At 36.9% G+C, this 18476-nt stretch carries 11 protein-coding genes, 2 tRNA genes and 3 rRNA genes; 8 read left to right on the top strand and 8 right to left on the bottom strand.

Annotation, left to right across the window (positions count from 1 at the left end):
• Positions 1–76: 76 nt before the first annotated feature.
• The 6 genes from OLM54_RS06595 to OLM54_RS06570 form a co-directional block, all read right to left on the bottom strand.
• Positions 77–3175: an efflux RND transporter permease subunit gene (locus tag OLM54_RS06595; RefSeq protein WP_264537796.1), complete on the bottom strand. Its 3099-nt coding sequence runs from the start codon at positions 3173–3175 to the stop codon at positions 77–79.
• Positions 3176–3178: 3 nt separating this feature from the next.
• Entirely contained in the window at positions 3179–4264 is a 1086-nt protein-coding gene (locus OLM54_RS06590; RefSeq protein ID WP_264537795.1) for an efflux RND transporter periplasmic adaptor subunit, read from the bottom strand.
• 11 nt (positions 4265–4275) lie between these two features.
• Complete coding sequence (locus OLM54_RS06585) at positions 4276–5523, bottom strand: TolC family protein (RefSeq protein ID WP_264537794.1); 1248 nt, start codon at positions 5521–5523, stop codon at positions 4276–4278.
• 84 nt (positions 5524–5607) lie between these two features.
• A complete protein-coding gene (locus tag OLM54_RS06580; RefSeq protein ID WP_264537793.1) occupies positions 5608–6969 on the bottom strand; it encodes a sensor histidine kinase in 1362 nt (453 codons plus the stop codon).
• Positions 6966–7646 carry a response regulator transcription factor gene (locus OLM54_RS06575; protein ID WP_264537792.1) on the bottom strand — a complete coding sequence of 227 codons (681 nt, stop codon included), beginning with the start codon at positions 7644–7646 and terminating at the stop codon, positions 6966–6968. Before OLM54_RS06575 ends, OLM54_RS06580 begins: the two co-directional genes overlap by 4 nt.
• A gap of 60 nt (positions 7647–7706) precedes the next feature.
• Positions 7707–8795: a M42 family metallopeptidase gene (locus OLM54_RS06570; RefSeq protein ID WP_264537791.1), complete on the bottom strand. Its 1089-nt coding sequence runs from the start codon at positions 8793–8795 to the stop codon at positions 7707–7709.
• 81 nt (positions 8796–8876) lie between these two features.
• Here OLM54_RS06570 and OLM54_RS06565 point away from each other — a divergent pair, with 81 nt between their 5' ends.
• From OLM54_RS06565 to OLM54_RS06530, 8 genes are all read left to right on the top strand, one after another.
• Entirely contained in the window at positions 8877–9557 is a 681-nt protein-coding gene (locus tag OLM54_RS06565) for a DUF4294 domain-containing protein (RefSeq protein WP_264537790.1), read from the top strand.
• Between the two features lie 925 nt (positions 9558–10482).
• Positions 10483–11996 (top strand): 16S ribosomal RNA (locus tag OLM54_RS06560).
• A 121-nt stretch (positions 11997–12117) separates the two neighbouring features.
• Positions 12118–12191 (top strand) — tRNA-Ile (locus tag OLM54_RS06555).
• A gap of 145 nt (positions 12192–12336) precedes the next feature.
• A tRNA-Ala gene (locus tag OLM54_RS06550) sits at positions 12337–12410 on the top strand.
• 190 nt (positions 12411–12600) lie between these two features.
• Positions 12601–15484 (top strand): 23S ribosomal RNA (locus OLM54_RS06545).
• A 173-nt stretch (positions 15485–15657) separates the two neighbouring features.
• A 5S ribosomal RNA gene (gene rrf / locus OLM54_RS06540) occupies positions 15658–15767 on the top strand.
• Together the 16S, 23S and 5S rRNA genes with 2 tRNA genes alongside form the textbook arrangement of a ribosomal RNA operon.
• 153 nt (positions 15768–15920) lie before the next feature.
• A complete protein-coding gene (locus OLM54_RS06535; protein WP_264537789.1) occupies positions 15921–16373 on the top strand; it encodes a DUF1569 domain-containing protein in 453 nt (150 codons plus the stop codon).
• An 11-nt stretch (positions 16374–16384) separates the two neighbouring features.
• Positions 16385–16819 carry a nuclear transport factor 2 family protein gene (locus OLM54_RS06530; RefSeq protein ID WP_264537788.1) on the top strand — a complete coding sequence of 145 codons (435 nt, stop codon included), beginning with the start codon at positions 16385–16387 and terminating at the stop codon, positions 16817–16819.
• 5 nt (positions 16820–16824) lie between these two features.
• Here the strand turns inward: OLM54_RS06530 and OLM54_RS06525 are convergent, their stop codons facing one another.
• Both OLM54_RS06525 and OLM54_RS06520 read right to left on the bottom strand, forming a co-directional pair.
• Positions 16825–17469: an endonuclease III domain-containing protein gene (locus OLM54_RS06525; RefSeq protein ID WP_264537787.1), complete on the bottom strand. Its 645-nt coding sequence runs from the start codon at positions 17467–17469 to the stop codon at positions 16825–16827.
• Positions 17470–17526: 57 nt separating this feature from the next.
• Entirely contained in the window at positions 17527–18384 is an 858-nt protein-coding gene (locus OLM54_RS06520) for an alpha/beta hydrolase (protein ID WP_264537786.1), read from the bottom strand.
• Between the last annotated feature and the right edge of the window lie 92 nt (positions 18385–18476).

The following is an 18476-nucleotide window of genomic DNA, read 5'->3' as shown; positions in this document are numbered from 1 at the left end:
CACCGCGGTGAATGCTTTTTCTTTTAAAACCAAACCAAATTAATCTAACCAATCAATTAATTTATTTTTAAAATCACTATTCTATAGGAACATGTTTTTTGCGATTGAATACCCAGAAGATAATCGGGAATACTAAAAGCGTTAAAATAGTTGCTGTAACTAATCCTCCAATGATTACGATTGCTAATGGTTTTTGGGATTCAGAACCAATTCCTGTTGAAATTGCTGCCGGCATTAAACCAATCGACGCCATAAGTGCTGTCATAACTACTGCTCTTGTTCTTGCTTTTACGCCTCTAAAAATGGATTCTTCGAGGGAGAATTTTGCTTTCAGGTTATGATGAAATTCTGAAATTAAAATCACACCATTTTGAATACAAATTCCTAATAAGGCAATGAAACCGACTCCAGCCGAGATTCCAAAATTCATTCCTGTAATGTGCAGCGCCATAATTCCGCCAATAATAGCAAATGGAACATTCGCCAAAACAAGTAATGAATCTTTAATATTTCCGAATAAAATAAACAGAAGTACAAAAATCCCGATTAAACTTATTGGTACAACCTGCGCCAAACGTGCGCTGGCACGAACCTGATTTTCGAATTCTCCTGTCCAGCCTACAGTATATCCTGCCGGAAGTTTCATTTTTGCAACTTTTGCCTGTGCTTCGGCAATTGTACTTCCCAAATCGCGATCACGAACAGAAAATTTTACGCCAATAAAACGTTTGGTATTATCTCTGTAAATAAAAGCAGGACCGGTAATTGTTTTTAAATCGCAAATTTCTTTCAACGGAATTTTAATGCCGCTAATTGTTGGCACTTTTAGTTCGGCAATATCATTTTCATCTTTACGATATTCTTTAGAAAAACGAACTCTTACATCAAATTTCTTTTCATCTTCATATTTTTCTGTTGCTGTTTTTCCTCCAAAGGCAAGTTCTAAAACCGCTTGGGCATCACTTAACGTCACTCCGTAAGCAGCCATTTTATCTCTGTCCAGAATTACGCTAATTTCAGGCTGTCCAACATTTCGTAAAATTCCAACATCTTTAATACCCGGAATATCTTTGATTTGTTTTAAAACTTCGTTTGATAATTCATCCAGTTTATCAAGATCATCGCCATATATTTTGACGGCATTTGAAGCTTTAAAACCGGCAACAGATTCTGCAACGTTGTCAATTACAGGCTGCGAATAATTATAAGTAATTCCCTGATGCACTTTTAATTTCTGATCCATTTCATTGATCAAATCATCCATTGAAATTTTTCGGGTCCATTCAGATTTTGGTTTTAAATCGACCTGAAGCTGTATAAATCCAAATCCATTCGGATCAGTTCCGTCATTACTTCGACCGGTTTGCGACAGAACATTTTTTACTTCCGGAAAACTTTCGAGATCTTTTCTAATCATTGCCGCTGTTTTTACACTTTCAGGCAAAGAAGTACTCATTGGCAATTCTGCCGTTACCCATAAAGCACCTTCATTTAATTGTGGTAAAAATTCGGTTCCTAAAAACGTAGCCGAGAAAAATACGGTTACCAAAACCGCTATTGAGGCAATTAATGTTTTTGATTTATGTTTGAATGTCCAGGCAAAACTTTTACCCACAATTCGATCCCAGAAGTTAACAAAAGGATTGTTTTTTTCTTTTACATTCTTGTTTAAAAGAATATGTGATAAAACCGGAACTAAAGTCAAAGTAAAAAGTAATGCTCCCATTAATGCAAAACCTAAAGTATAGGCGAGAGGCGAGAACATTTTTCCTTCTACTTTTTGAAAGGAGAAAATTGGTAATAAAGCCGTTATAATAATTAATTTAGAGAAGAAAATGGCTTTTCCCATTTCAGCTCCGGTTTTTTTAATCAAACTGCCTTTTGCAATTTTATTATACGCCGTCATTCCTAATTGATGTGCACGGTGGTCTAAAACGACAAACAATCCCTCGACCATCACCACCGCACCATCAATAATAATTCCGAAATCGACTGCACCTAAACTCAATAGGTTTGCACTCATTCCCATCATTTTCAGGCACAAAAAGGCAAACAATAACGATAACGGAATAACAATTGAAACTATAAAAGTGGTTCTCCAGTCGGCCATAAAAAGAAATACGACGCATGTAACCAGAATAATGCCTTCAAATAAGTTATGCATTACTGTTTCTGTCGTGAAATTCATTAAGTTATCACGATCGTAAAAAGTTTCAATTTTTATGTCTTTCGGGAGAACATTATCATTTAAATCTTTTATTTTATCTTTTATCAAAGCCAGTGTTTCCTGCGGATTTTCTCCTTTACGCATGACAACAATACCTTCAACGGCATCATCATTATTGCCTAAACCAGTTTGTCCAACTCTTGGCATTGAACTTTCGTAAACAGAAGCCAGGTTTTTTACTAAAATTGGATTTCCGTTGGCATCATCTACAATAATGTTTTCGATATCCTGAATCGATTTTAAAAGTCCCACGCCACGCACAACAAAAGCTTGTCCGTTTTTTTCGATAATATCTCCACCCACATTTAAGTTTCCTGCATTGACAGCATTGTAAACCTGAAGTGGTGTAATATTGTATTTTGCTAATTTAATAGGATCAACTCCAACTTCATACGTTTTTGTCTGACCGCCAAAAACATTTAAATCGGCAACGCCCGGAACTGAACGAAGTTGTTTGTCAATAACCCAGTTTTGATACGTTAATAATTCCCGACTATCGCGACTGTTGCTTTTCACAATATATCTGAAAATTTCACCAGTTGGTCCGTAAGGCGGCTGAACATCCGGTTCGACATCATCTGGCAGCGAAACATTTTTTAATAAATTGTTTACTTGAAAACGTGCAAAAGTATCATCTACACCATCATCAAAAATGATTTTAATTACGGATAATCCAAACATGGTAATACTGCGAACGCTGGTCTTTTTTTGTACCGAGTTCATAGAGATTTCTATAGGCGAAGTAACAAAACGTTCTACTTCTTCGGCACTTTTTCCGTTCCATTGTGTAATGATAATAATTTGAGTATTCGTTACATCAGGAAATGCATCAATAGGCATATTTTTAAAAGAAATAAATCCTGCAACAGCCAATAATCCAACCCAAAAGAAGGTAAATGCTTTATTCTTTAGTGAAAAAGCAATAATATTTCGTATGAATTTGTTCATGTCTTATTCGTTTAAAGCGCGATAAATAAATAGCTGATTGTTTGTAATAACTTTCTCGTTTTCTTTTAATCCGCTGGAAATATAAGTTACGTCACCAACTTGTCTGTAAACTTCAACTTGTCTGGTTTCGATATTGTGACGGTCTTTAAATATCATTACAAAGTTTTTACTTTTATCAAAAACAATGGCTTTGCTTGGAATTGCAATCATGGATTGATTTTCATTAAATGACAATTTTATATTGGCATTCATGTCCGGCTTTAGCATAAAATCCGGATTTTTTAGTTTTATACGTGCCTGCATTGCTTTTGTTTCCGGATCAATAACATTGAAGATTTTATCTACTTTTCCCTTAAAAACTTTATCCGGATAACTTAAAGTGGTTACATCAGCATCAATTCCTAATTTTACTTTGTTAATATCAATTTCATTAATATTAGCCAATGCCCAAACTTCGCTGATTTCTGCAATATCAAATATATTCTCAGAGCGGTCGTTTCTTAAAAGCATATCCTGATTGATGCTTTTTTGAATGATAAAACCACTAATTGGGGCCGTAACCTCATAAATAGATCCGGCTTTAATATTATAGATTTTATAGGTTTCCTGAATTTTATTCAATTGAGACTGTGCTTTGTTCACTTCTGATTTTGCCTGAAGTACATCACTTTCTGAATTTAATTTTCCGTCAAATAATTCCTGAGCTACTTTTAAACCATTTTTTGCTACTAATAAATCACTTTTTGCATCAATAGACTGCTTTTCAAAATCAGCAATATCAGTACTTTTTATGGTAGCCAGAACTTGTCCTTTACGTACATAATCTCCAAGTTCTACATTTACTTTTACTACATTTCCGCCTACAAGCGGGTATACATCAATCATTTTATTATTGTCGGCTGTAATTTTTCCGTAAAAACTTAATTCATTTTTTACGGGCTGCGTTTGTGCTACAGCCGTTGTAGTGGTTTTTAGCATGGCGTCACTTAATGCAAAAGAGGTACTGGTTTCAGGATTTTCAACTTCCTTTTTACAGCTTGTAATTGATAAACTCACAAGAGCAATTCCTATAATTAGTTTATATTTCATTTTATTTAGTTTTAAAATAAGTCTTTGTTGATTGTACTATTTAATTCTTCGCCGGAAAGTGCTACTTTTTTCTTGAGTTCGTTTAACTGAACAGCTGCCTGATTATAACTTTCCATAAAATCTGTAAATTCCAGTAAACTGATATTTCGTTTTTGAAAATTGGTTAAAATTCCGTTGTACACAGCTTCAAAATCTGAATTTACAGTTGGTTTAATAACAATGTAGTTTTTACGGGATTCATCCCATTTATTCCATGCCGATGTGATTTCGGTTTGCAATTGCAGGTCAAAATTTTGTTTTTCAACTTTCGACTGTTCTAAAATAGTTTGAGCATATTTAATATTTCCTTTGTTTTTGTTCCAAAGTGGTAACGGAATTCCAAGTGTTAAGTTTGCTTCTTTATTAAAAGCGCCGCTTCGTTGGTCGTAATTTGCGCCTACAGTAATATCAGGAACAGAAAGTGATTTTTGCCATTTTACATTCAATTCATTTGCTTCAATATCTTTTTGTTTGGCTAAATAATCGGGACGATTTACAATAGCTTCATCTTCAAATGCTTTAAGATCAAAAGGAATGGTTTTTAGGTATTTATCAAATTCTTCTTTTGAAACTTCAGGAACCACATTTTCTTGTGAGTTCAGTAATAATTTCAGATTTCCCTGTTCTTCAATATTATCATTGACAACTTCCATGCGTTCATTTTTAAAATTCAGATAAAGCGATTGCAAGCGCACAAGATCTCTTAGCGGAAGATTTCCTTTTTGTACCTGAACGGTATATGAATTGATTAAATCTTCGATATGAGTAAGTTGGTTATCTGTCGTTTCAAGGCTTTTTGTATTGTAATAAACAGTATAAAAACTTTTGCGCAATTGAAGTTTCAGTGTCCTTAAAAGATCATTAAACTGTAATTCAGCCAGTTTTTCATTGGTTTGCGCGAGCTTTATTTCATTGCGTTTTTTCCCGCCTAAATAAATAAGCTGTTCAACACCAAATGCTTTTTGTCCTTCTTTTCCAATATCAAAATATTGATTTCTTTCAGGATTATAAGCATTTAATTCGGCAGTAATTGTGGGATTATCCCAAATTCTGGCTTGAATCGTTAATGCTTTTGAAGCATCTATATTATATTGAGATGCCAACAAAAAAAGATTTTTACTAAGAAATTGGCTTTCACAGTCTTGAAGTGTAACTGTTTTTTGTGCCATAATTACCTGATTGAATAATGCAAGTAACAATAATGCATATAGTTTTTTCATTGTATCAATTTTAATTTGTACAAATATGCTATCAGCAGACTTTAAGACACCTTAAAATCTACCTTAAAATTAGCTTAAAAATAATTACGAATGAAAAAATAACCGAAATAAATTCGTGTTAATATCTGGAATACTGTAAGTTATAGATGCGTTATGAAGATTAAGAATACGCTGAACAATACGTAAACCAAGCCCAAAGCCAGAAGTTCCTTTTGAATTTTTGCCACGCATAAATGGCTGAAATAGATTTTTTTGCTCGTTTTCAGTTAGTGTCCTTCCTGTGTTAGAAATTAAAATAACAAGATTGTCGTTTTCAGTACTGATTTTTACATTAGCTTGTTTATTATCAGAGTAAACGCAGGCATTTTTTAAAACATTGCTTATTGCAATTTCAAGCAGGTTTTTATTTCCTTTTATTTCTAAAGCTGTATCCAGATTTTCATTTTCTTCCATTTCAAAAAGAATAACAAAATCAGGAAAACTTTTATTTAAACTCTCAATAGCAGAAAATAAAATTTCATCCATTCTTTGAACTTCATGATTCTCCTGATTTTTATTGTCAATTTTAGACAGGATCAATAGTGAATTAATCAATTCTGTTAATTGATTTACATCAGATAAAATCGTTTTTAAAAAGCTTTTGCCTTTTATAGATGTTGCAGGATCGTTGATTGTATTCTCAATTTGAGAAGTAATTCGCGATAGGGGAGTTCTAAGTTCGTGTGAAGCGTGTGCAGTAAATTCTTTTTGTTTTTGATAGGAGATTTCGATACGATCCATCATAAAATTGAATTCATTTGCAATTAGGTCAATTTCATTTTTATTGCTTTTGGATGCAATACGAGTGTCTAGATTATTCTCGTTTATATTTTTAATTTTTTGATGAAATACATTTAAAGGGTTCATTGCTTTTTTTACCATAAATGAAGTTAGAACCCAGCAAATACAGGTAAAAAAGATATACGATATAATTAAAGTATATCTAAGAAAAAGCAATTTTCGTTTACCATAATTATCTGTAGCAGATATAAGGGCATAAAAATCTTTGTCTTTAGTATCATAAAAAACACCATAAACTTCATAATCGCCTTGTTGTTTAAAGAAGGTTTTGTTTTTCTTTAAATATTTTAAATCATCAATCGACCAGTTAACTTTAGCATCATCAATACTGCTATAAATAAGTTTGTAATGAGAATCAAAAACCAATGTTTTCTCATCATACAATTTATTAATCGAATTTTGATCAATCACTTTTAAAAGCTCATCATCGACTTCTTTTACATTTACTAAAAGCTTTATATTTGAAAGTGCCTTAATTTCTAACCGATCCCGGAATTCTTCTTTTCTAAAATTCGAGTATAAAACAAATATCAATGTCGAAGCCAACCCAAAAAGGATTGTAAATAATAAACTTACTAAAAGTGATATTCGATTTTTTAATGTCATTCCTGATCGCTTAAATAATATCCGTAACCAATTTTTGTTCGAATTAATTTTGTTTCATGGTCTTTATCAATTTTCTTTCTTAAAAAATTAATATAAACCTCTATTGTATTTTGATTGGTTTCTATATGATAATCCCAAAGTTTTTCGGCAATAAATTGTTTAGACAATACTTTTCCTTTGGCGTGAGCTAAAATTAAAATGAGTTTAAACTCTTTTGGTGTTAATTTGATTTCTTCACCAGAGCGAAATACTTTCATTTCATCCTCCAGAATTTCTAAATCCTCAAGAACAATTTTGTTGTCTGTTTGCTGCGGAATTTCTTTTCGTCTTAAAAGAGATGAAATTCGGGCATACAATTCTTCAAAATGAAAAGGCTTAACCAAATAATCATCGGCACCATTATCAAAAGAAGCTAATTTATCTTCAATCTCACTAAAAGCGGTTAACATAATAATAGGAGTCTTTTTGTCGACTTCACGAATGCCTTTGCAAACCTCAATTCCGTTTATACCGGGAACATTTATATCAAGAATGATTAAATCATACTCATAAGGAAAGTATTTTTTCAATAATAATGAACCATCATAATAAGGAATACACTCGAATTCTTTTAAGGTAAAGAATGTTGAGATTTCTTTAGATAAAGTAAAATCGTCTTCGAGTAGTAAAATTTTCATGCTGTTTTTTATTTGTCGGTTCGGCTAATAAATAGCTGAACCGACGTTTTAAATTATTTCTTATTTAAAATAAGAAAAAGTTTCATTGTTTTCAATTTTCAATAATGACTCATAAATCAACTGAATCACATTTTCTACATCTTCCTTATGTACCATTTCTACAGTGGTATGCATGTAACGCAGTGGCAAAGAAATCAGTGCCGATGCTACGCCGCCATTACTATAAGCAAAAGCATCAGTATCAGTTCCTGTAGCTCTTGAACTTGCGTGACGCTGAAATGGAATTTCATTTTCTATGGCAGTATCTACAATTAAATCACGTAATTTATTTTGAACAGCAGGCGCATAAGCGATAACCGGGCCTCGTCCCATTTTAAGATCACCTTCTACTTTTTTGTCTATCATTGGAGTAGTGGTGTCGTGGCAAACATCTGTAACAATGGCGACATTTGGTTTAATCGTTTGTGCAATCATTTCTGCGCCACGTAAACCAATTTCTTCCTGAACTGAGTTTACAATATATAATCCAAACGGAAGCGTTTTTTTGTTTTCATGTAATAAACGGGCAACTTCTGCAATCATAAAACCGCCCATTCTGTTATCGATTGCGCGGCAGACAAATTTATTCTCGTTCAAAATCATAAATTCATCAGGATATGTAATCACACATCCAACATGAACGCCCATTGCTTCGACTTGTTCTTTAGTTTCGCAGCCCAAATCGATAAAAATATTGCTAAGTTTTGGAGATTCCTCCTTATCACGTAATCTGGTATGAATTGCCGGCCATCCAAAAACACCTTTTACAATCCCTTTTTTAGTATGAATATGAACCCTTTTAGAAGGCGCAATCTGATGATCAGAACCACCATTGCGAATAACATATAATAAGCCATCATCAGTAATATAATTTACATACCACGAAATTTCGTCAGCATGTCCTTCAATCACCACCTTAAAAGGAGCATCCGGATTAATCACTCCAACAGCCGTTCCGTAAGTATCCGTAATAAAAGTATCAACATAAGGTTTTAGATAATTCATCCAAAGTTTTTGACCTTCACTTTCGTAACCGGTAGGAGAGGCATTATTTAGGTAGCTTTCAAGAAAAGTAATAGAGGTATCTTTTAAGATAGATTTTGTGCTCATAAAAATATTTTTGCGCTAATTTATAAATTTGGTATTAGAGTTGTGTATAAATATATAATTTTACATTTAAATTATGACTCTATGAGATTTACAAGCTTTGTTTTATTTTTTATATTGATTTCTTTCACAAGTCAAGCCCAGGTTACTCCCAAAGAAAATCAGGAAATGGGTTATAAATTAACCGAACAGGATTCTATCCTCAATGATACAATCGAGTTGCCTGAGATTATTATATCTAAAGAAAAGCTGGATCCCGAAACGCAAAAGCAATTTTTGATTCTTCAAAACAGGGTTTATAAAACCTATCCGTATGCAAAATTAGCATCAGATAGATTGACAGCTTTAAATCAGGGTATGGCACGTTTAAAAACCAATCGTGAAAAAAAGAAATATTTCAAAATTGTAGAAGACTACCTTAATAATGAATTCGAAGAAAGACTTAAAAAGCTCTCCAGAAAGCAAGGTCAGATTCTTGTAAAGCTAATTCATCGCCAAACCGGAATTACAACCTATGAATTAATCAGAACTTTAAAAAGTGGTTTCAAGGCTTTCGTATCAAATACGACGGCGAATTTATTTGATATAAGTTTAAAGACAGAATATAAACCTTATGAAGTCAACGAAGATTATTTAATAGAGACAATTTTGGTTAGGGCATTTGAATCCGGAAGATTAATAAATCAAAAACCTGCAAAACCGGTTAACTATGATGATTTAATGAATCATTGGGAAGAAAAAGCAAAAACGCTCAACAAAAAATAACCTACCTATATATAAGGTACATTTTGCTACTATAATTAGGAGCAAATTACTTTACCAAACCCGACAGGTTTTTAAAACCTGTCGGGTTTACTATTGATACGCATTTATTATAATTTGAATCAGGAGCCATTTCCCGCTATCCGTTTCAATTTTTTGCTTTTTTAAAGAAAAAACCAAAAGGATTTCCTTCTGAAGCTTCGGGACTATCGGGGCCAGGCAGCGGTTTTGAGAAGAAACATTTAGTATAAAGAGCAGGAAAAAGCAGAACTTGGCGACTTTGCGCCTTTGCGCGATTCATAAAACCCAGTAAAAACAAACTTTGCGTTTTAGCGCCTTTGCGAGCAAACTACCCAAAACAGGCAAACCCCGTCAAAAGCAGGATAGCCATAAAAAAACTTCGGGTTGTAAAAAACGTTATACCAGCGAGTTATAAAAAAGATTGAAATTATATAAAAAAAAGGCTTGTAAATGTAAATAAAGGTGCTACTTTTGCACCCGCAACAACGACGGGCGTTCACTGAAATACTGGCAGGCAAATACAATCGGAAGGAAAATTTATTTTCAAAAAAGATTAAAAAAAGCTTGTGAGATTTGAAAACAGATGTTACATTTGCACCCCGCAAAACACGGAAAGTTCATTGATAGATTGGTAAGGTTTGGGAAGGAAAAAGGGAATGAAAATTTCTCAAAAAAAACTTCAAAAAACATTTGCCAGTAAGAAATAAGTTTTCTACTTTTGCACCCGCTTTGAAACACAAGCGAGACTAAAAAGAAATACACGTTCGTAGACATATTGAATTGACAGCCGCTTTAACAGAGATGTTAGAGCAAAAGAATAAGAGTAAGATAATCGAGAGATTAAAAAGAACCGATAGAGACTGATTCGAATAACAATACGATCTTGATTAATTGAGATCAACAATATACGATGAAGAGTTTGATCCTGGCTCAGGATGAACGCTAGCGGCAGGCTTAACACATGCAAGTCGAGGGGTATAGTTCTTCGGAGCTAGAGACCGGCGCACGGGTGCGTAACGCGTATGCAATCTACCTTTTACAGAGGGATAGCCCAGAGAAATTTGGATTAATACCTCATAGTATAGTACGGCCGCATGGCTGAACTATTAAAGTCACAACGGTAAAAGATGAGCATGCGTCCCATTAGCTAGTTGGTAAGGTAACGGCTTACCAAGGCAACGATGGGTAGGGGTCCTGAGAGGGAGATCCCCCACACTGGTACTGAGACACGGACCAGACTCCTACGGGAGGCAGCAGTGAGGAATATTGGACAATGGGCGCAAGCCTGATCCAGCCATGCCGCGTGCAGGATGACGGTCCTATGGATTGTAAACTGCTTTTGTACGAGAAGAAACACTGCTTCGTGAAGCAGCTTGACGGTATCGTAAGAATAAGGATCGGCTAACTCCGTGCCAGCAGCCGCGGTAATACGGAGGATCCAAGCGTTATCCGGAATCATTGGGTTTAAAGGGTCCGTAGGCGGTTTAATAAGTCAGTGGTGAAAGCCCATCGCTCAACGGTGGAACGGCCATTGATACTGTTAGACTTGAATTATTAGGAAGTAACTAGAATATGTAGTGTAGCGGTGAAATGCTTAGAGATTACATGGAATACCAATTGCGAAGGCAGGTTACTACTAATTGATTGACGCTGATGGACGAAAGCGTGGGTAGCGAACAGGATTAGATACCCTGGTAGTCCACGCCGTAAACGATGGATACTAGCTGTTGGAAGCAATTTCAGTGGCTAAGCGAAAGTGATAAGTATCCCACCTGGGGAGTACGTTCGCAAGAATGAAACTCAAAGGAATTGACGGGGGCCCGCACAAGCGGTGGAGCATGTGGTTTAATTCGATGATACGCGAGGAACCTTACCAAGGCTTAAATGTAGATTGACCGTTTTGGAAACAGAACTTTCGCAAGACAATTTACAAGGTGCTGCATGGTTGTCGTCAGCTCGTGCCGTGAGGTGTCAGGTTAAGTCCTATAACGAGCGCAACCCCTGTTGTTAGTTGCCAGCGAGTCAAGTCGGGAACTCTAACAAGACTGCCAGTGCAAACTGTGAGGAAGGTGGGGATGACGTCAAATCATCACGGCCCTTACGCCTTGGGCTACACACGTGCTACAATGGCCGGTACAGAGAGCAGCCACTGGGCGACCAGGAGCGAATCTATAAAACCGGTCACAGTTCGGATCGGAGTCTGCAACTCGACTCCGTGAAGCTGGAATCGCTAGTAATCGGATATCAGCCATGATCCGGTGAATACGTTCCCGGGCCTTGTACACACCGCCCGTCAAGCCATGGAAGCTGGGGGTGCCTGAAGTCGGTGACCGCAAGGAGCTGCCTAGGGTAAAACTGGTAACTAGGGCTAAGTCGTAACAAGGTAGCCGTACCGGAAGGTGCGGCTGGAACACCTCCTTTCTAGAGCCTTAGTGTTAGTGGAAACACACGCTGGGGAAAAAAGAAGAAGCTTTATGGGTTTTGATTTCAAGGCTATTTTACTCTTGCTGTTAGTTCAAATAATAAATTTTAAGTAAAACAGAGTCTCGTAGCTCAGCTGGTTAGAGTACTACACTGATAATGTAGGGGTCGGCAGTTCGAGTCTGCCCGGGACTACTAAAATTTAGATTTAAGATTATAGATTTTAGATTTAAAGTTAAGCTTAAAAAAGGAAATTCTGGAAGTTGGGATTCACCACAGGAAATTAGAGAAGAACTCAAGAAATCTAAAATCTGAATTCTACAATCTAAGATTGAAAAATGGGGGATTAGCTCAGCTGGCTAGAGCGCCTGCCTTGCACGCAGGAGGTCAACGGTTCGACTCCGTTATTCTCCACGATTTTAGTCATAAAGTCTAAAGTTATAAAGTCCAAAGTGATTCACTTGACGACTTTTGACTTTTGAGCTTCGACTAAATAAAGTTCATTGACATATTGAGATAAGAAAATAATAAAAAGTAGAAAGCGTTTTTTACAATTTATTGTAAAAGACAAAAAAAACGGTCATAATTGATTTTATGATTGGTACAATAAGCAAAATAAGGGCGTATGGGGGATGCCTTGGCTCTCAGAGGCGATGAAAGGCGTGATAAGCTGCGAAAAGCTGCGGGGACGGGCACACACCGATTGATCCGCAGATACCTGAATGGGGCAACCCACTATGTTGAAGACATAGTACACCGATAGGTGGGCAAACCCGCTGAACTGAAACATCTAAGTAGGCGGAGGAGAAGAAAACAAAAGTGATTCCGTAAGTAGTGGCGAGCGAACGCGGATTAGCCCAAACCAGTGTTGTTACGGCAATGCTGGGGTTGTAGGACCACGACATTTTATGCACAAGGAACCGGAAGTTGCTGGAAAGCGGCACCATAGAGGGTGATAGTCCCGTATGGGTAACAAGTGTAATAGATAGTGGTATCCTGAGTAGGGCGGGGCACGTGAAACCCTGTCTGAATTTGGCGGGACCATCCGCTAAGGCTAAATACTCCTGAGAGACCGATAGTGAACCAGTACCGTGAGGGAAAGGTGAAAAGAACCGTGAATAACGGAGTGAAATAGATCCTGAAACCATACGCTTACAAGCGGTCGGAGCCCTTTCGTGGGGTGACGGCGTGCCTTTTGCATAATGAGCCTACGAGTTAACGTTGCTGGCAAGGTTAAGTGGTTAAGCCACGGATCCGTAGCGAAAGCGAGTCTGAATAGGGCGCTTTAGTCAGTAGTGTTAGACGCGAAACCGTGTGATCTACCCATGGGCAGGTTGAAGCTGTGGTAACACACAGTGGAGGACCGAACCGGTTGACGTTGAAAAGTCTTCGGATGACCTGTGGGTAGGGGTGAAAGGCCAATCAAACTCGGAAATAGCTCGTACTCCCCGAAATGCATTTAGGTGCAGCGCTGTGCATAAAGTTATATAGAGGTAGAGCTACTGATTGGATGCGGGGGCTTCACCGCCTACCAATTCCTGACAAACTCCGAATGCTATATAATGTTTCACAGCAGTGAGGGCTTGGGTGCTAAGGTCCAAGTCCGAGAGGGAAAGAACCCAGACCATCAGCTAAGGTCCCCAAATATACGCTAAGTTGAAAGAACGAGGTTTGTCTGCCCAGACAGCTAGGATGTTGGCTTGGAAGCAGCCATTCATTTAAAGAGTGCGTAACAGCTCACTAGTCGAGCGGACGAGCATGGATAATAATCGGGCATAAGCGTATTACCGAAGCTATGGATTTACAGTTTACTGTAAGTGGTAGGGGAGCATTCTAACAGGGTTGAAGGTGTATCGTCAGGTATGCTGGACTGGTTAGAAAAGAAAATGTAGGCATAAGTAACGATAATGCGGGCGAGAAACCCGCACACCGAAAAACTAAGGTTTCCACAGCTATGCTAATCAGCTGTGGGTTAGTCTGGTCCTAAGGCGAACCCGAAAGGGACAGTCGATGGCTAACGGGTTAATATTCCCGTACTACTAATTACTGTGATGGGGTGACGGAGTGATGAAAGCGCCGCGAACTGACGGAATAGTTCGTTGAAGTACCTACCTATAAGATGCGCAGGCAAATCCACGCGTCTTGGGGAAATACGATAGTACTCGGAGTCTTCGGACAAAGAGATAGTGCGCCTAAGGGCTTCCAAGAAAAACCTCTAAACTTCAGGTAATTAGTACCAGTACCGTAAACCGACACAGGTAGTTGAGGAGAGAATCCTAAGGTGCTCGAGAGATTCATGGCTAAGGAATTAGGCAAAATAGACCTGTAACTTCGGGAGAAAGGTCGCCCCCAGCAATGGGGGCCGCAGTGAAGAGGTCCAGGCGACTGTTTATCAAAAACACAGGGCTCTGCAAAATCGTAAGATGAAGTATAGGGCCTGACACCTGCCCGGTGCTGGAAGGTTAAGAGGAGATGTTATCTTCGGAGAAGCATTGAATTGAAGCCCCAGTAAACGGCGGCCGTAACTATAACGGTCCTAAGGTAGCGAAATTCCTTGTCGGGTAAGTTCCGACCTGCACGAATGGTGTAACGATCTGGACACTGTCTCAGCCATGAGCTCGGTGAAATTGTAGTAACGGTGAAGATGCCGTTTACCCGCAGTGGGACGAAAAGACCCTGTGCACCTTTACTATAGCTTAGTATTGACCTTGGATAAATGATGTGTAGGATAGGTTGGAGACTGTGAAGTGGCGTCGCCAGGCGTTGTGGAGTCATTGTTGAAATACAACCCTTTGTTTATCTGAGGCCTAACCCCATATTGTGGGGGACATTGCTTGGTGGGTAGTTTGACTGGGGTGGTCGCCTCCAAAAGAGTAACGGAGGCTTCTAAAGGTTCCCTCAGTACGCTTGGTAACCGTGCGTAGAGTGCAATGGCATAAGGGAGCTTGACTGAGAGACATACAGGTCGATCAGGTACGAAAGTAGAGCATAGTGATCCGGTGGTTCCGCATGGAAGGGCCATCGCTCAAAGGATAAAAGGTACGCCGGGGATAACAGGCTGATCTCCCCCAAGAGCTCATATCGACGGGGGGGTTTGGCACCTCGATGTCGGCTCGTCACATCCTGGGGCTGGAGAAGGTCCCAAGGGTTGGGCTGTTCGCCCATTAAAGTGGCACGCGAGCTGGGTTCAGAACGTCGTGAGACAGTTCGGTCTCTATCTACTGTGGGCGTTAGAAATTTGAGTGGATCTGATTCTAGTACGAGAGGACCGAATTGGACAAACCTCTAGTGTATCTGTTGTCCCGCCAGGGGCACCGCAGAGTAGCTACGTTTGGAAGGGATAAGCGCTGAAAGCATATAAGCGCGAAACCCACCACAAGATGAGATTTCTTTTAAGGATCGTGGAAGATGACCACGTTGATAGGCTATAGATGTAAAGGCAGTAATGTCATAGTCGAGTAGTACTAATAATCCGTAAGCTTATGTACACCCTTTTCCTCCCGAGCAATCGGGAGGGAGAAACTTTCTAAAACTAAAATACTTTCTTTATCTCAGTATGTTAAGATATTTGCCCGTCGCGGGCAGTCTTTAAGTCGAAAGATTAAAGTCGAAAGTCGAAAGACCTGCCACTTTATGACCTCGGACTTCAGACTAACAACCTTAAGGTGGTTATTGCGGCGGGGCTCACCTCTTCCCATCCCGAACAGAGTAGTTAAGCCCGCCTGCGCAGATGGTACTGCAGTTTTGTGGGAGAGTATGTCGTCGCCTTTCTTTTGAAAAACCCTGTTTCTAACGAAATGGGGTTTTTTGTTTTGTAGTAATTTGTAATTTATACACTAATTTACTTGTTAATAGGGAGTATTCTTAATAAATTATATTTTAATATCTTTGTTTGAAGAAAATTCCATTTAATAGATTTAGATTATGAAGAATATTTTTTCTAAAGAGGATTCTAATGACTTTATAAATCGTATTAATCAATTAAATTACGATTCGAAGGCTGTTTGGGGTAAAATGAGTGTTGATCAAATGCTTGCGCATTGTAATGTAACATACGAAATGGTTTACGACGATATTCATCCTAAACCTAATGGCTTTATAAAATTTATTTTGAAAGTTTTGGTTAAAAGTAGTGTTGTTAACGATAATCCATATCCCAGAAATAGTAAAACTGCCCAACAGTTCCTTATTAAAGGAAATCGCAATTTTGAGACTGAAAAAACAAGATTAATCGGTTATATTAATAGAACTCAAGAGTTAGGTGAAAATTACTTTGAAGGAAAAGAATCTCATTCTTTTGGGAGACTAACGGCTAAGGAATGGAATAATATGTTTGCAAAACATCTGGACCATCATTTGAGTCAGTTTGGAGTTTAATAAATATACTTATGAAAACATATTTTATTATAATTTTAGTATTTGCAGGATTATCTTCGAACGCACAACAACAAGATGTGCAAAAAACTATTGAATCTTTTTTTGAGGCATTTCATCAAAAAGATACAATTAAATTGAAATCAATTTGTTCGGATAGAATTATTTTGCAATCCATTAGTGAAAGTGCAGCTAAAGGAAATAAACTATCTGGCGAAATTGCAAGTGAATTTTACAAATCTATTGCTGCAATACCTCCTGATTTAAAATTTAAAGAAAAGATATTGAGCTATAATATACAAGTTGACGGAACTATGGCACATGTTTGGGCTCCTTATGAATTTTATCTGAATGATAAATTGAGTCATTTGGGAGTCAATACTTTTACTTTATTCAAAGAAAAAGATTCTTGGAAGATTATTTATCTCATTGACACGAGGAGAAAATAACAGTTTTATATTACTTGTGTTAGATAATATTGGCAATAGTCTGCAATTAGACATTCTTCGCATTTTGGTTGTGGTCTGCAGGTTTCTCGTCCTAAGAACGAGATTGCCATTCCTATTTCTGACCAAATATTCTTTGGTAATACTTGCATAAGATCTTTTTCAACCTTATTCCCATCTTTACTTTCTTTTATTATACCTATCCTGGGAGCTACACGAATAACATGTAAATCTGCAATTATTCCTTCAGCTGGCTTGTGGGTTTCTCTTAAAATTACATTTGCAGATTTTCTTCCTATACCTTTTAAAGCTGTTAATTCTTTCATGTTTAAAGGAATATCTTTATCATCTTTAATGGTTTTTGCAATTTCAAGAAGCCATTGCGCTTTTGTTGGATAATTTCGAACTTTGCTTATGTAGGGAATAAATGTTTCAGGATCAGTTTTGGACAAACTATTTAAAGTTGGGTATTTTTCAAATAAAGATGGTGCAATTTTATTAATATTTGCGTCGGAATCTTGTGCTGATAAAACTACCATTACCAGCAATTGATACGTATTTTGATATTCTAAAGGATGCTTTTTTCCTTTATATTTCTTCAAAATAGGTTTTAGCTTACTTTCCCAATCCGATGTTTCTCCAAATAAATCCATTTTATTTTTCTTTAGAATTAAATAATTAAAATCGTAACTATCACAAAGTTAATTACTTTAAATAAACTCCAGTATTTTTTTTATCACATTTTGATTACCAAGAATTTTTCGATGACCAAGACCATCAGTAAGATATAAAGTTCCGTTTTTCAATTGATTGTGTATGTGGATTCCTGCTTTTACAGGAACTTCCGGATCGTCATTATCGTGTATTACTAAAACTGGAATTTGAATTTTTAGCGCTGATTTATAAGCTGAAAAATCATTCATTTTAACGTGGTATTTTTCCTCAAAATAGTCACGTAAACGTTCGCTGATTTCTTGTTTCAATCCTAATTTTGCGATAAAATCATCTAAAATATCCTGAACTATATCTCCGCTGCCAATTATTACAGCTTTATTTACGTGTAAGCCATCTTTAATTGCATTTAAAACAGACATTCCGCCTAATGAATGACCAATTGCTATTTCAAATGGGCCAAAATATTTTTCGATTTCTAAAATAGAAGCGATAAATTCAGACATAATAGTCGTTTTTCCTTTCGATTTTCCATGTGCAGGAGCGTCAAAACTAACAATCGAATATCCAGCCTTTAAAAGTTCGTCAGCAATTTTAAAAAGCTGCGTACCTCTTCCTGACCATCCGTGAACTAATAAAATTTTTCGGTCACTTTCGCCGTATTTATAAGTTACTATATTTTTATCAATCCGGGGAATGTAGATTGTATTTTGAATGCTTTTACGATCCATTTCAAGCTCACGTTTTGGAAGTTTATGCTTTATAGGAGTCGTAAATAATCTGGCTGCGTAGGAGGTAACCAATTTTGTAGAAATAAAAGCACATATTTTACAGGATATAATTATAAACTGTGGAATTTTTAATGATTTAGTAGGATTATTTACCTTTTTTGTCATATCAATAAATTTAATTTGGAGGCTTCGTTTTGTTTATTTTTTCCTAAATTTAGAAAACATAAAAGTAACACTTTAATAAATGTGTACTAAAA

The sequence above is a fragment of the Flavobacterium sp. N1736 genome, assembly GCF_025947065.1.
Lineage (GTDB): Bacteria > Bacteroidota > Bacteroidia > Flavobacteriales > Flavobacteriaceae > Flavobacterium.
Note: the sequence above shows the minus strand (reverse complement) of the source record. Positions and strands in the feature narration are given on the sequence as shown.

Bases quoted from the DNA above. Each gene is read 5' to 3' on its own strand.
- OLM54_RS06525 (WP_264537787.1), bottom strand. From the start codon at position 17,469: ATGGATTTATTTGGAGAAACATCGGATTGGGAAAGTAAGCTAAAACCT.
- OLM54_RS06585 (WP_264537794.1), bottom strand. From the start codon at position 5,523: ATGAAAAAACTATATGCATTATTGTTACTTGCATTATTCAATCAGGTA.
- OLM54_RS06530 (WP_264537788.1), top strand. From the start codon at position 16,385: ATGAAAACATATTTTATTATAATTTTAGTATTTGCAGGATTATCTTCG.
- OLM54_RS06570 (WP_264537791.1), bottom strand. From the start codon at position 8,795: ATGAGCACAAAATCTATCTTAAAAGATACCTCTATTACTTTTCTTGAA.
- OLM54_RS06590 (WP_264537795.1), bottom strand. From the start codon at position 4,264: ATGAAATATAAACTAATTATAGGAATTGCTCTTGTGAGTTTATCAATT.
- OLM54_RS06580 (WP_264537793.1), bottom strand. From the start codon at position 6,969: ATGACATTAAAAAATCGAATATCACTTTTAGTAAGTTTATTATTTACA.
- OLM54_RS06520 (WP_264537786.1), bottom strand. From the start codon at position 18,384: ATGACAAAAAAGGTAAATAATCCTACTAAATCATTAAAAATTCCACAG.
- OLM54_RS06535 (WP_264537789.1), top strand. From the start codon at position 15,921: ATGAAGAATATTTTTTCTAAAGAGGATTCTAATGACTTTATAAATCGT.
- OLM54_RS06595 (WP_264537796.1), bottom strand. From the start codon at position 3,175: ATGAACAAATTCATACGAAATATTATTGCTTTTTCACTAAAGAATAAA.
- OLM54_RS06575 (WP_264537792.1), bottom strand. From the start codon at position 7,646: ATGAAAATTTTACTACTCGAAGACGATTTTACTTTATCTAAAGAAATC.
- OLM54_RS06565 (WP_264537790.1), top strand. From the start codon at position 8,877: ATGAGATTTACAAGCTTTGTTTTATTTTTTATATTGATTTCTTTCACA.